This window comes from Thalassobaculum sp. (assembly GCF_965223715.1).
Taxonomy (GTDB): domain Bacteria; phylum Pseudomonadota; class Alphaproteobacteria; order Thalassobaculales; family Thalassobaculaceae; genus Thalassobaculum.
On sequence record NZ_OZ245012.1, the window covers coordinates 1,437,102 to 1,449,536 of the forward strand.

At 67.2% G+C, this 12,435-nt stretch carries 13 protein-coding genes; 9 read left to right on the forward strand and 4 right to left on the reverse strand.

Annotated elements, in window-relative coordinates:
• Positions 1 to 57 precede the first annotated feature (57 nt).
• The 3 genes from metG to ACOQOP_RS06670 are packed head-to-tail and all read left to right on the forward strand — an operon-like array spanning position 58 to position 3,202.
• Positions 58 to 1,605: a methionine--tRNA ligase gene (gene metG, locus ACOQOP_RS06660; protein WP_420565541.1), complete on the forward strand. Its 1,548-nt coding sequence runs from the start codon at positions 58 to 60 to the stop codon at positions 1,603 to 1,605.
• Complete coding sequence (locus ACOQOP_RS06665) at positions 1,602 to 2,426, forward strand: TatD family hydrolase (protein WP_420565542.1); 825 nt, start codon at positions 1,602 to 1,604, stop codon at positions 2,424 to 2,426. The genes metG and ACOQOP_RS06665 overlap by 4 nt, the downstream gene beginning before the upstream one ends.
• On the forward strand, positions 2,423 to 3,202 hold the full coding sequence (locus ACOQOP_RS06670) for an MBL fold metallo-hydrolase (protein ID WP_420565543.1): 780 nt from the start codon (positions 2,423 to 2,425) through the stop codon (positions 3,200 to 3,202). The genes ACOQOP_RS06665 and ACOQOP_RS06670 overlap by 4 nt, the downstream gene beginning before the upstream one ends.
• 293 nt (positions 3,203 to 3,495) lie before the next feature.
• On the opposite strand, the gene ACOQOP_RS06675 is transcribed toward ACOQOP_RS06670, so the two are convergent.
• Positions 3,496 to 4,122 (reverse strand): hypothetical protein, encoded by a 627-nt coding sequence (locus ACOQOP_RS06675; protein WP_420565544.1) that lies wholly within the window; start codon positions 4,120 to 4,122, stop codon positions 3,496 to 3,498.
• A 58-nt stretch (positions 4,123 to 4,180) separates the two neighbouring features.
• On the opposite strand from ACOQOP_RS06675, the gene ACOQOP_RS06680 reads away from it, so the two are divergent.
• Both ACOQOP_RS06680 and ACOQOP_RS06685 read left to right on the forward strand, forming a co-directional pair.
• On the forward strand, positions 4,181 to 4,447 hold the full coding sequence (locus ACOQOP_RS06680) for a hypothetical protein (RefSeq protein ID WP_420565545.1): 267 nt from the start codon (positions 4,181 to 4,183) through the stop codon (positions 4,445 to 4,447).
• Positions 4,448 to 4,556: 109 nt separating this feature from the next.
• A complete protein-coding gene (locus tag ACOQOP_RS06685; protein WP_420565546.1) occupies positions 4,557 to 5,324 on the forward strand; it encodes a flavin-containing monooxygenase in 768 nt (255 codons plus the stop codon).
• Here ACOQOP_RS06685 and ACOQOP_RS06690 read toward each other — a convergent pair.
• Positions 5,242 to 6,330, reverse strand: coding sequence for a methyl-accepting chemotaxis protein (locus tag ACOQOP_RS06690; RefSeq protein ID WP_420565547.1), 1,089 nt, complete (start codon positions 6,328 to 6,330; stop codon positions 5,242 to 5,244). The genes ACOQOP_RS06685 and ACOQOP_RS06690 overlap by 83 nt on opposite strands.
• Before the next feature lie 920 nt (positions 6,331 to 7,250).
• On the opposite strand from ACOQOP_RS06690, the gene mazG reads away from it, so the two are divergent.
• From mazG to ACOQOP_RS06710, 4 genes are all read left to right on the forward strand, one after another.
• Entirely contained in the window at positions 7,251 to 8,039 is a 789-nt protein-coding gene (mazG, locus tag ACOQOP_RS06695) for a nucleoside triphosphate pyrophosphohydrolase (protein WP_420566521.1), read from the forward strand.
• Positions 8,040 to 8,097: 58 nt separating this feature from the next.
• Complete coding sequence (locus tag ACOQOP_RS06700; RefSeq protein WP_420565548.1) at positions 8,098 to 8,853, forward strand: SDR family NAD(P)-dependent oxidoreductase; 756 nt, start codon at positions 8,098 to 8,100, stop codon at positions 8,851 to 8,853.
• 280 nt (positions 8,854 to 9,133) lie between these two features.
• A complete protein-coding gene (argC, locus tag ACOQOP_RS06705) occupies positions 9,134 to 10,102 on the forward strand; it encodes an N-acetyl-gamma-glutamyl-phosphate reductase (RefSeq protein WP_420565549.1) in 969 nt (322 codons plus the stop codon).
• Positions 10,103 to 10,128: 26 nt separating this feature from the next.
• Complete coding sequence (locus tag ACOQOP_RS06710) at positions 10,129 to 10,464, forward strand: hypothetical protein (protein ID WP_420565550.1); 336 nt, start codon at positions 10,129 to 10,131, stop codon at positions 10,462 to 10,464.
• Between the two features lie 64 nt (positions 10,465 to 10,528).
• Here the strand turns inward: ACOQOP_RS06710 and ACOQOP_RS06715 are convergent, their stop codons facing one another.
• Together ACOQOP_RS06715 and ACOQOP_RS06720 are read right to left on the reverse strand one after the other, a co-directional pair.
• Complete coding sequence (locus ACOQOP_RS06715) at positions 10,529 to 10,933, reverse strand: GcrA family cell cycle regulator (RefSeq protein WP_420565551.1); 405 nt, start codon at positions 10,931 to 10,933, stop codon at positions 10,529 to 10,531.
• A gap of 385 nt (positions 10,934 to 11,318) precedes the next feature.
• Positions 11,319 to 12,275, reverse strand: coding sequence for an ATP-grasp domain-containing protein (locus ACOQOP_RS06720; RefSeq protein WP_420565552.1), 957 nt, complete (start codon positions 12,273 to 12,275; stop codon positions 11,319 to 11,321).
• Between the last annotated feature and the right edge of the window lie 160 nt (positions 12,276 to 12,435).

The window sequence follows — 12,435 nt, forward strand, 5'->3', positions numbered from 1 at the left end:
GGTGTGGCGGGTTACCCAAGGGCCGCCTCCTTCCGGGGCCCCAGCGGAGACTTGGCCATGAGCCCGACCTTCTACATCACGACGCCGATCTACTACGTGAACGACAAGCCGCATATCGGCCATGCCTACACGACGCTCGCCTGCGACGTGATGGCCCGGTTCAAGCGGCTCGACGGCTATGACGTGATGTTTCTCACGGGCACCGACGAGCACGGCCAGAAGGTGGAGAAGGCGGCCGAGGCGGCCGGCATCGACCCGCAGAGCTTCACCGACAGGGTGAGCCAGAACTTCCGCGACCTGGCGGATTTCATGGGCTTCAGCCAGGACGACTTCATCCGCACCACCGAGCCGCGCCACGTCAAGGCGACCCAGGAGATCTGGCGCCGCCTGAAGGACAACGGGCACATCTATCTCGGCGCCTATGCCGGCTGGTACTCGGTGCGCGACGAGGCGTTCTACACCGAGACCGAGGTGAAGACTGTCGACGGCCAGAAACTCGCCCCGACCGGCGCGCCGGTGGAGTGGGTGGAGGAGCCGTCCTACTTCTTCGATCTGTCCAAGTGGCAGGACAAGCTGCTCGCCTTCTACGAGGCGAACCCGGACTTCATCGCCCCGGAGAGCCGCCGCAACGAGGTGATTTCCTTCGTGAAGGGCGGCCTGAAGGACCTGTCGGTCAGCCGCACCAGCTTCAAATGGGGCATCCCGGTGCCGGGCGACGAGGACCACATCATGTATGTGTGGCTCGACGCGCTGACCAACTACATCACCGCCGCCGGCTTCCCCGACACCACGGGCAAATATGCGAAGTACTGGCCGGCCGATGTGCACATGGTCGGCAAGGACATTCTGCGCTTCCACGCGGTCTACTGGCCGGCCTTCCTGATGGGCGCCGGGCTGGAGCCGCCGAAGCGGGTCTTCGCCCATGGTTGGTGGACCAACGAGGGCCAGAAGATCTCCAAGTCGCTCGGCAACGTGATCGACCCGATCGCGCTGGTGGAGACCTACGGCCTCGATCAGGTGCGCTATTTCCTGATGCGCGACGTGCCGTTCGGCAATGACGGCGACTTCAACCACCGCTCCATGACCAACCGGATGACCTCCGAGCTGGCCAACGACATCGGCAACCTGTCGCAGCGGGTGCTGTCCATGGTGGCGAAGAACTGCGGGGCCGCCGTACCGACGCCCGGCGCCTTCGCGCCAGAGGACGAGGCGCTGCTGAATGCCGCCGGCGGCCTGCTCGACACCGTGCGCGGCCATTTCGACGTCCAGGCCTTCCACAAGGGGCTGGAGGCGATCTTCGAGGTGGTGGGGGCGGCCAACCGCTATGTGGACGAGCAGGCGCCCTGGGCGCTGCGCAAGATCGACCCGGAGCGCATGGCCACCGTGCTCTACACCCTGGCGGAGACGATCCGGCACGCCGCATTGCTGCTGCAGCCGGTGATGCCGACCTCCTGCGCCAAGATGCTGGACCAGCTCGCCATCCCGGCCGAGGCCCGGACCTTTGCGCATCTGACCCCCGAGCACCGCCTGGTGCCGGGCACGCCGCTGCCGAAGCCGGAGGGCGTGTTCCCGCGTTGGGTCGCGCCGGAGGAGGCCTCGGCATGACCGACACGACTGTCCCAACGCTCGTCGACAGTCACTGCCATCTGGATTTTGACGACTTCGCCCCGGAGCTGGACGAAGTCGTCGCCCGGGCCGAGCGCGCCGGCATCGCCCGGATGGTGACGATCTGCACCCGCATCCGGCGGTTCGCGAAGATCCGCGCCATCTCCGAGCGGTTCCCGCAGGTCTACTGCTCGGTCGGCACCCACCCGCATCAGGCGGGCGAGGAGCGGGACATCCCGGCCGAGGAGATCGTCGCCCTGGCCCGGAGCTACGACAAGGTCGTGGCGATCGGCGAATGCGGGCTCGACTATTTCTACGACAACAGTCCTCGCGACGCCCAGGCGGAGGGCTTCCGCGCCCATATCGCCGCCGCGCGCGAGACCGGCCTGCCGCTGATCGTCCATACCCGCGACGCCGACGAAGACACCGCGGCGATCCTGGAGGAGGAATATGCCAGGGGGCCGTTCACCGGCGTCCTGCACTGCTTCTCCGGCGGCCGCGACCTGGCGATGCGGGCCGTCGATATCGGCTTCTACGTGTCGCTGTCCGGCATCGTGACCTTCAAGAAGAGCCAGGACATCCGCGACATCGTCGCCGACCTGCCCGCCGACAGGCTGCTGGTGGAGACCGACGCGCCGTTCCTCGCCCCGCCGCCCCATCGCGGCAAGCGTAACGAGCCGGCCTATGTGGTCCATACCCACCGGGTGGTGGCCGAGACCAAGGGGCTGGACGAGGCGGAGAGCGCGCGGATCACCACGCAGAACTTCCTGCGCCTGTTCAACCGGGTGCCTGCACCTGAAGGATTTGGGCAAGCCGCATGAAGGTCACCATGCTCGGGTGCGGGGCCTCGGTCGGCGTGCCGAGCCTGAGCGGCGGCTGGGGCCAGTGCGACCCGTCCGAGCCGAAGAACCGCCGCCGCCGCTGCTCCATCCTCGTGGAGAAGGACGGGCGCCGCATCCTCGTCGATGCCTCGCCCGACCTGCGCGAACAGCTGCTGGACGCCCAGGTGGACAGCATCGACGCGCTGCTCTTCACCCATATGCATGCCGACCACACCCACGGCATGGACGACCTGCGGCCGCTGTTCTGGACCACGCGGGAACGGATCGCCACCTATGCCGACGCGGCGACCTGGCGGGATCTGATGGCCCGGTTCGGCTATATGGTGGAGCCGGCCCCGACCTCGCCGCCGCATTTCGTGCCACCGCTGGAGCGCCACGATATCGACGAGGGGGTCTACGAGATCGCCGGCATGTCGGTCGAGGTGATGCGCCAGGATCATGGCGTCTCCGGCGAGAGCCTGGGCTTCGTCTTCGACGGCCGTGTGGCGTATTCCACCGACGTCGCCGTGCTGACCGAGGCGCAGCTCGACCGGCTGGCGGGTTTCGGGCTGGAGCTGTGGATCGTCGACTGCCTGCGCGAGGAGGAGAGCGGGGCCCACGCGTCTCTTGCCCAGGCCACAAGCTGGATCGCCCGCGTGGCGCCGAAACGGGCCTATCTGACCCATATGAACGGGCGGCTGGACTATGCCAGGACCCTGGCGAAATGCCCGCCGGGGGTCGAGCCGGGGTATGATGGGCTGGTGGTGGAGATGTAGAGGCGTCGCCAGTGTGGCGAAGTCTGCCTCCTCCACTCACTCGCCGTCGTCCTGACGACAGTCAGGACCGAGCCACAGACGCCTCCTAGGGCTGGGTCCCGGCCGACCTCCGGGTCGAGCCCGGAGCTCGCCGGGATGACGGGTGAGTAGCAAATAAATTCGACGTCATCCCGGACGACCCCGTCCCGGATTTAATCCGGGACTGATCTGGGGGCGGGCCGGGACCGAGAACGAGCGTCGGATGCTTGATCCTGATTTCCATCAGGATGACGGAAAAAGGCCGGCCAAGCGCCCTACCGCCACACACTCTCCGGCACCGCGTCCTCGCTCAGCGCCGCCGGCCGCTCGGGCCGGTGCCCCGGCCGCCGGCGGAGCATCGTGCGGAAGCCGTCGCGCACCCGCTCCATGTCCAGCACCAGGTCGTGCCGCGCGGCCACGGATTCACAGCGGTCGAGCAGTTCGTCGAAGGCGGCGGCACAGCGGGCCGGCAGACGGATATGCGGACTCGCCAGGATCAGCCAGCGCGGCTCGGGCTCCGGGCGGAACGGGTCGGTGCGGGCCAGGACCCGCTGGGTCACGTAGAACTCCAGGCAGCCCTGGAAATAGCCCCGCACCTCGAACAGCACCGGTCCGCCGCCCTCAGGGATCCGTGGGATCAGCGGGTCGTCGCGGGCCATCTCCTCCATCTCGGCCTCGAGCACGGCGAGGTCGATCAGCATCTCCTCCAGGAACAGCTCCAGCACGTCCGGCTCGGTCGTGTGCGAACCGAAACCATGCACGAAGGCGGCGAGGTGAGGGGGGATGACCGTGTAGTAGTCCTCGCGGGCCGAGGTCTTGTGGCTGCGGCAGCCGGCGCCCGCGTGCCAGGTCAGAATGCGGCCCGGTTTCTTAAGCGCGCGTTCGAGTGCTACCCTGGTCATGGCCGACCTACACTGGTTGCAGACGAATCGTATCGCGAAAACGGAGCGGCGTCCCGTCATGATTGATCCCAAGCTCCTGGGCGACCTCGCCAAGGATCACCAGAAGAACGTGATGACCCGCGACGAGGCACGCGCCTTTCTGAAGGACCTCATGGCGGTCTGCCGCCAGCACCGGGTGTTCCTGCGCACCGCCGATCAGACCATCCGCTTCTCCAAGGTCTTTGCCGACAGCGACCAGCGCACCGTGCTGCGCGCCATGGTCGACAAGGAGGGCCGCTGTGCCGCGGCGCAGATCGACTACAAGAGCCCGACGCCGTCGGAGTGACCGGCCCTGATCGGCGCGAAGACCTGATCGGCGCGAAGAGTCGAATAGCGCGAGACGCTAATCCCGGAATGATGGTATGGCCTTGGCCTGCGCATTCGGGAGACCCAGCATGCCATCCGCCGACCAATCGACTGCCGTCGCAATCATCGGCGCCGGCCCGGCCGGGTTGTCCACCGCCCGGTGGCTCAAGGCCAAGGGTCTGACCCCCGTCCTGTTCGAGGCCGGGGACGACCTGGGCGGCCAGTGGAACCCGGTCGGTCCGTACACCGCCACCTGGCCCGGCATGCGGACCAACACCAGCCGGGTGATGACCGCCTTCTCCGACCTGAACCATCCCGAGGGCACGGCCGTCTATCCCACCCGCGAGCAGATGCATGCGTATCTGCAGGCCTATGCGGACCGGTTCGACCTGCGCGACGCCATCCGCTTCGGCTGCCGGGTGGAGGGCCTGGCGCGGGAGGAGGGCGGCTGGCGCCTGGACTGGTCCGGTGAGCAGGGAAGCGAGAGCGCCCGGTTCGACCGGGTGATCGTCGCAACCGGCCGCCAGATCAAGGCCGAGACGCCGGACATTCCGGGGCTCGACGGGTTCAGCGGAACGCTGGGGATGCGTCATACCAACGCCTATCGCGGACCTGCCGATTGGCAGCGGGCCTCGGTCCTGGTCGCCGGCTGTTCGATCAGCGCCCTGGAGATCGCCGCGGAACTGGCCCACCACGCCGAAAACGTCACCGTCGCCTACCGCCGCCAGCGCTATGTGCTCCCCAAGCAGATCGTCGGCGTTCCGACCGATCACGTCATGACGACCGCACCAGCACCCCGTACCAGCCGAGCCCGGCATAGGTCTCGTATCCCGGCGTGCGGTGAAAGCCGACCGTAGCACCCTCCGGCGTGTGGTAGGTGCCCGAGGCCTGGCCGCCGGTGCGCAACTCGAAACTCGTGCTGCTTCCGCTGCCATGGCCGGCATCGGCGATGATGCGGTTCTTGGCGTCGACCAGCATCACCCGGGTGGTCGCCTTTTCCGCGTTCGACAGGCGCACGCCTTGGACGATCGTGTCGGCCTGCGGTCCCCAGTCGAAATGGATGCCGAGCACGCCGAGCGGACGGCCGTTATGCTTGGCGTCCTGGCGGATCGCGGCGGCATAGGTCGCCACCGGCTTGTGGCCGAGATGCGGGTTGGTGGCGATATCGGCGACCACGTAGTCGTCGCCGGTCGATGTCTGCATCGCCTCGCGGAACCAGGGCTCGCGGGAGACGTCGGCGCCGGCGACCTTGTAGCGGTCGGGCCGGCCGTTGGCGACGACCCGGCCGTTCGCGTCGGCGATCCAGAGATCGAGATAGACGGTATAGGCGTCCAGGATCACGCCGAGCCGCTGGGAGGCGTGGCGCACGATCTCGTCGCTCGGCTCCTGCAGGCAGTCGACCACCGCGCTGTCGGTCGCCCACCAGCGCACGTCGCAGGTGCGCTCGTACAGGTTCCGGTCGATCAGCTCGATGGCGTTGAGCGCCAGGTCGACCAGGCGTTGGCCGGTGAGGTGATCGACGACCGAGCGGCCGATGGTCTCCAGCAGGGTGGTCTTCTCCGACAGTTCCTCCACCAGGGCGTCGGCGATGGCGGCGATCTCGGTGGACACGCCCTTGACCTCGCCGGCAACGACGGCGAAACCGCGGCCGAGTTCGCCGACCCGGGCGCTCTCGATCAGAGCGTTCAGGGCCAGGATGCGCGTTCGGCCGGTGATCGACTGGATCTCGGTGATCTTCTCACGGCTGATGCGGGCGACTTCCTCGCTCAGCCGGATGATCTGGCCCGGATCGGTGGCATCGGAAGTGCTGGCCTTGCTGTCCGAAGGGGCGGCAAGTCGGGTGAGCTTCGGCTGGGAATTCATCGCAGGCCTCTGGAGACGCAGTCGGAACGGTTCACTTCGGGGCGCCCGCCGACGCCTCCAAGAAAAACGTTGCCGATCCTCGTCGTCCGGCCCAGTCGTCCTGATGTCCGCATTCCTGACTGAACCACGCCGCCTCCCGCACGGCGCGTCTCGATAGAACAGCGTTTAAGCCGCGAGCGGAGATGGTGCCATGCGACGGTTAACCGCTGCTCCAAAGTTGAGCGAAAGCACGCGTAACGACGCGATTATATCTTATCCCTAAAAATAGTGCGCGAACGAAGTATGGGCCGGATCGTCTGGACCGGGCTGCCAACGCAGCAAGCTGGGTGTTCTGGCGGCTTATTTTGGCGCGTCTGGGAGGCTACTCAGACAGCGGCCGTGTTCGAGCCGGATCCACCGACAGCTCCGGAATCGGGCCGGGACATCCGTCGGACCGTGTTGCGGCGGTGTCTCGGGTTTGATCGGGGGCATGGGAATCGACACGGGAGGTCGGGTAAGAGCCTGTGAATGAAGCATCTCATATTTCCCATAATATACATTATGCGCGTTATCGATCGAGGCCCAGGGTAGCGCGTGGCATCAGGCCCACCCGTCCCCTGTCACCGAGTTCACGCACTGCCCTTCGACACGTCGCTTTGCTCCTGCTCAGGATGACGTCATTTCATAGAGATATCAGACGACGTCATCTCGGATCGGTATTCGAACTCGCTCGAACCAACGACCAATGGCATTCCCACCAACTTCATCCTGAGCAGGAGCGCAGCGACGTGTCGAAGGGCGGCACACACACCCGTCTTTCCACCGCCGCGCTGCATCGTTAGTCTCGCGCCGACATGACGGACAGCGCCCCCACACCCGATACCGCCGCCGCCCTTGCGGCCCTGCCCGACGAACCGGCGATCGACCGCCTCATCGCGATCATGGCGAAGCTGCGCGATCCCGACGGCGGCTGCCCCTGGGATCTGGAGCAGACCTTCGAGACGATCGCGCCCTATACGATCGAGGAAGCCTACGAGGTCGCCGAGGCGATCACGCTGGGCGACCGGAACGCCCTGCGCGACGAGCTGGGCGATCTGCTGCTGCAGGTGGTCTATCACGCCCAGATGGCCCGCGAGCTGGCACCCGAGGACGGCGCCTTCTCCTTCGAAGACGTGGCCCGCGGCATCTCCGACAAGATGGTCCGCCGCCATCCCCATGTCTTCGGCGGCGCCAGCGTGGAGGACGCCAAGGCCCAGACCGACGCCTGGGAGAAACAGAAGGCCGCCGAACGGGCGGCCAAGGCGGCGGCCGAGAACCGTACCGCGTCCGTCCTGGACGGGGTGTCGAGCGCCCTGCCCGCGCTGATGCGCTCCCTCAAGCTGCAGAACCGTGCCGTGCGCGCCGGGTTCGACTGGCCGGGCATCGACGGCGTGTTCGACAAGATCGAGGAGGAGCTGGGCGAGCTGCGGGCCGAGGTCACCGGGGCCGAGAGCGACGACCGCGAGCGGATCGAGGACGAGGTCGGCGACCTGCTGTTCACCGTGGTCAACCTGGCCCGGCGCCTCGACATCGACCCGGAGACCGCCCTGCGCCGCTGCAACGCCAAGTTCGAGCGGCGGTTCCGCTTCATGGAGGACGGCCTGGCGGCCGAGGGAACGCCGATCCAGACCGTCGGCCTGGAGCAGATGGAACGCCACTGGCAGCGCGCCAAACGGGCCGAGAAACCCTGACAGACGACTCGAATAACGATTCGCAAATCGCTGATATCAAATACTGAAGGAGGACAGAATGGCGAAGACGGCATTCATCACCGGAGCGACCAGCGGCTTCGGCCGGGCGACCGCCAAGCGGTTCGACGCCGAGGGTTGGCAGACCGTGATCTCGGGCCGGCGCGGCGAGCGTCTGGAGGCCTTGAAGAAGGAGCTGACCAATCCCTGCCACAGCATCGTGCTCGACGTGCGCGACCGCAACGCGGTGGCCGCCGCCGTGGACGCCCTGCCCGCCGCCTTCACCCCGATCGACGTGCTGGTGAACAATGCCGGCCTGGCGGTCGGCCTGGAAGGTGCCGACGAGGTGTCGCTGGACGACTGGGAGCTCATGGTCGACACCAACATCAAGGGCCTGCTGTACTGCACCCGCACCCTGCTGCCGCAGATGGTGGCGAACGGCTACGGCCATGTGGTCAATATCGGCTCGATCGCCGGCTACTGGCCCTATCCCGGCGGCAACGTCTACGGCGCCACCAAGGCCTTCGTGCGCCAGTTCTCCCTCAACCTGCGCGCCGATCTCGTCGGCAAGAACATCCACGTGACCGATATCGAGCCGGGCCTGGCCGAGACCGAGTTCTCCGAGGTCCGCTTCAAGGGCGACAAGGACAAGGCCTCCGCGGTCTATGACGACGTCGACCCGATCAAGCCGGAGGACGTGGCCGACGCCGTGTTCTGGGCGGCGACGCGGCCGAAGAACATCAACGTGAACCGGATCGAGATCATGGCCGGCGCCCAGGCCTTCTCGCCGTTCAACATCGTGCGCGGGCTGAAATAGGCCCATCCGAGTTGCGAGGGTGGGGGCGCTGGAGCCAGGATCCCGGACCGTCCCCGGCTCGGGTCCGGGGCCGTCCGGGATGACGAGCTTTTCATTCATTGATGGCCGTCATCCCGGCGGACTCCGGGCTTGACCCGGAGGCCGGCCGGGACCCAGCGCATGGCCGCAGTCCACTCAAATCCAGACGTACTCACCCTCACAAGTTCCGCCGGCAAAGGCCCCTACCCCTTGGCCCCGGCTTTCCTGTATGGTGCGCCTCCCGAAAACAAAGGAGGCGATCATGGGATCGGCACGGGTGTTCATCGACGGCGAAGCGGGTACGACGGGTCTGCAGATCCGTGAGCGCCTGGTCGCGCGTCGTGACATCGAGCTGATTTCCCTGACCGACGCCGAGCGCAAGGACGCCAAGGCGCGGCGCGACGCGCTGCACGCCGCCGACGTGGCGATCCTGTGCCTGCCGGACGACGCCGCCAAGGAAGCGGCGGCCCTGGCCGAAGGCGCGAACGTCAAGCTGATCGACGCCTCCACCGCCCACCGCACCGCCGAGGGCTGGGTCTACGGCTTTCCCGAGTTCCGGACCGGCCAGCGCGACGCGGTGATCGGCGCCAAGCGGATCTCCAACCCGGGCTGCTATCCGACCGGCGCCATCGCCATCCTGGCGCCGCTGGTCGGCGCCGGACTGCTGCCGGTCGACTATCCGGTCACGGTCAACGCGGTCTCCGGCTATACCGGCGGCGGCAAGTCGCTGATCGCCCGCTACGAGGCCGAGGGCGAGACGGGCTACAAGCCCGATCCGTTCTGGCAGTACGGCCTGACCCTGAACCACAAGCACGTGCCGGAGATGACCCAGTGGTCGGGTCTCGCCCATCCGCCGATCTTCCAGCCGTCGGTGGCGAACTACGCCCAGGGCATGCTGGTCAGCGTGCCGCTGGCCCTGTGGTCGATCGAGGGCGGGCCGAGCGCGGCGGCGATCCACGAGATCCTGCTGGCCCATTACGCCGACACCCGCTTCGTGCGCGTGGCGCCGATGGGCGAGGCCGAGGGGCTGAAGGAGCTCGATCCGCAGGCGCTGAACGGCACCAACATGCTGGAGATCTTCGTGTTCTCCGATGCCAAGACCGGCCGGGCCGTGATCACCGCGCGCCTGGACAACCTGGGCAAGGGCGCGTCGGGCGCGGCGGTGCAGAACATGAACCTGCTGCTCGGCATGCCCGAGGATGCCGGCATCGAGGCGGCGGCCGCCGCCTGATCCGGCACCGGCCTGAGGGGCCTCCCATGTGGGTCAATGACGGCCAGGATCCGATCTACGCCGCCTTCTGGCGCTCGCTGGTCCTGTTCCTGGCCGTCGTCCTTGCCGCGATGCTGGCGCAGATCGCCCCGGTCTTCTGGGAAGGCCGGTTCGGCGACACCTCGGCCATGGGATACCTGACGGTCTACCTGCTCGGCTTTCCGATCGTCGCGATCGCGGTCTCCGCCCTGTCGGCGGCGGTGTTCTACGGCATTCCGGCGGTGCGGCGGCTGACCGGGCGGATGCCCTACCCCGTGCTGATGCTGCAGCCGCTGCACGTGGTCTCGGGCATCGTCTTCTTCCTGGTCTTCGTACGCCCCTGAAAAGCAAACGGCCCTCCTCCCCGTCGCCGGGAAGAAGGGCCGCCAAAGCGAACGCCTGCTCGGGTCAGGCGGCGCTGCTCGTGTCCTTCTCGCGCACCGAGGTATAGGCGACGGCGCAGTGATGGGCGCAGTACGGCCGGCCCGGCTCGACGGTGGAGCCGCAGAAGCTGAAATTGTCGGTCTTCGGATCCCCGATCGGCCAGGAGCAGGTGTTGCGGTCCCACTGCTCCAGGGTCAGCGGCACGGCGCGGCGGCGCTGGATCGGGCGGTCGTCATGCTTCGGATTGGCGCTGCGCACGATCGGCGACTGGCGCTTCGGCAGGCCCATGCGGTGCACCTTGCCGACGACGGCATTGCGCGACACGCCGAGTTTCAGGCCGATCTGGGTGATCGACAGCCCCTCGCCCCACAGTGCCTTGAGCTGCTCCAGGCGGTCGTCGGTCCACACGCTCTGCGAATTGTCGCCCATTTCTGCCTCCTTGCCGGCCGGTCCAGGGCGAACGGTCGGACCCGACTCGTTTCACCCACATTTAGTGGCTAACTGGCAAGAGGCTACGGGATCTGGGGTTATCCCACAAGCGCGTTCACAAGATCTCGCGCAGAATGCTGTGGATAACACCAGAATTTGTTGATTCGCCGCGACTCGTTGGCATCCCTGCCCCCATGCCGAAGCGATTCCGAAGCGGAATCGGGGCGCGATTTCCATAGCACGATTCGCGAATCGCCCGGATCGGATTCTCGCACAACCTGCTGATTTCCTGTGGAAAACGCTGCCTGAACACGCAGAACGCCCGACCCGGGTCCAGGTCAGGCGTCGGCGGTCTTCGCGATCGTCCGATGGGGCGTGTTAGCGCCTATCGGCGGGCAGCTACCTTCGGCGCCGAGAGGCGGCGGTTGCGCTCGCGGATCAGGTAGTCGACCAGGGCCTGCGGCGCCGACACGCCGGCGGCGGCCTCGGCGTCCGGATTGTAGTTGGTGTTGGTGTTCACGTCGTAGACGAAGGGCCGGCCCTGGGCGTCGCGGGCGAACTCGACGCCGGCGATGTCGATGCGGGCCTCGGCCAGGAAACGCTCGATGGATGCCTGGAAGTCCTTCTCCAGCGCGTTCTCCACCACGGTGAAGACCGGACCGCCCGTGGCTTCCGCCTCGTCCGGCGCGCAGACATCGGCCGGGCACAGCTCGAAGGTGCCGCCGGTATCGATGCGCACGGCGTAGAACAGCTTGCCGCCGATGAACTCGGCCCGGGTGACGCTGCCGTCTGACGTGGCGATATAGTCCTGCAGCAGGGTGATGCCGTCGATCGAGCCCTGCAGGGTGCCGGCGGCGGCCCGCTCGACCACCTCGCGCGCGTCCTCGAAAAGCTGAATGCCGAGGCCCTTGCCGCCCCGGTTCGGCTTCACGATGACCGGCCCCTCGCCCCAGAGCCTGGCCGCTTCGGCCACCTTGGCGTCGCCCAGGGCGGCGACGGTACGCGGCACCGGCACGCCGGCGCGCTTGAGCTGGGCGAGCTGGGCCGCCTTGTTGACCTCCAGGGAGATCGCACCCGAGCCGTTGATCACCGGCCGGCCATGGGCCTCCAGCCAGGCGATGACCGCCGCGGCATATTCCGGGGAGTAGCGGTGGCCGCGGCTATGGGCCGACGCGCTCATGCGGTTGTAGAACAGGCCCGCCGGCGGCTCGGCGGCGAGATCGATGGCGCCGTCGGACAGGTCGAGATCGACGAAGGCCTCGCCGCGCTTTTCGAAGGCACGTGCGAAGGGCGGCAGCCATTCCGGGTTCTCGTGGATCACATGGATGGGCTGATCGGTCATCGCGGGCTCTCCCTTCCTGGCGGCGCCCGTTCGGGCTCGCCCCATGCGGACTCGCAAAGAGATGGGAGACTGCCAAGAGGTCGCAACCGATCAGAACCGGAAAGCAGGGAAGCGGTTTAATGCCTGACAGGCTTCAATAAAATCGCTTCCCGCTACCGGG

Excerpts from the sequence above, each read along its gene's own strand:
- ACOQOP_RS06680 (WP_420565545.1), top strand. The coding sequence starts at position 4,181 with ATGATTGATCCCAAGCTCCTGGGCGACCTCGCCAAGGATCACCAGAAG.
- ACOQOP_RS06715 (WP_420565551.1), bottom strand. The coding sequence starts at position 10,933 with ATGGGCGACAATTCGCAGAGCGTGTGGACCGACGACCGCCTGGAGCAG.
- ACOQOP_RS06675 (WP_420565544.1), bottom strand. The coding sequence starts at position 4,122 with ATGACCAGGGTAGCACTCGAACGCGCGCTTAAGAAACCGGGCCGCATT.
- mazG (WP_420566521.1), top strand. The coding sequence starts at position 7,251 with ATGGCGAAGCTGCGCGATCCCGACGGCGGCTGCCCCTGGGATCTGGAG.
- argC (WP_420565549.1), top strand. The coding sequence starts at position 9,134 with ATGGGATCGGCACGGGTGTTCATCGACGGCGAAGCGGGTACGACGGGT.
- ACOQOP_RS06710 (WP_420565550.1), top strand. The coding sequence starts at position 10,129 with ATGTGGGTCAATGACGGCCAGGATCCGATCTACGCCGCCTTCTGGCGC.
- ACOQOP_RS06685 (WP_420565546.1), top strand. The coding sequence starts at position 4,557 with ATGCCATCCGCCGACCAATCGACTGCCGTCGCAATCATCGGCGCCGGC.
- ACOQOP_RS06690 (WP_420565547.1), bottom strand. The coding sequence starts at position 6,330 with ATGAATTCCCAGCCGAAGCTCACCCGACTTGCCGCCCCTTCGGACAGC.
- metG (WP_420565541.1), top strand. The coding sequence starts at position 58 with ATGAGCCCGACCTTCTACATCACGACGCCGATCTACTACGTGAACGAC.
- ACOQOP_RS06720 (WP_420565552.1), bottom strand. The coding sequence starts at position 12,275 with ATGACCGATCAGCCCATCCATGTGATCCACGAGAACCCGGAATGGCTG.
- ACOQOP_RS06670 (WP_420565543.1), top strand. The coding sequence starts at position 2,423 with ATGAAGGTCACCATGCTCGGGTGCGGGGCCTCGGTCGGCGTGCCGAGC.
- ACOQOP_RS06665 (WP_420565542.1), top strand. The coding sequence starts at position 1,602 with ATGACCGACACGACTGTCCCAACGCTCGTCGACAGTCACTGCCATCTG.
- ACOQOP_RS06700 (WP_420565548.1), top strand. The coding sequence starts at position 8,098 with ATGGCGAAGACGGCATTCATCACCGGAGCGACCAGCGGCTTCGGCCGG.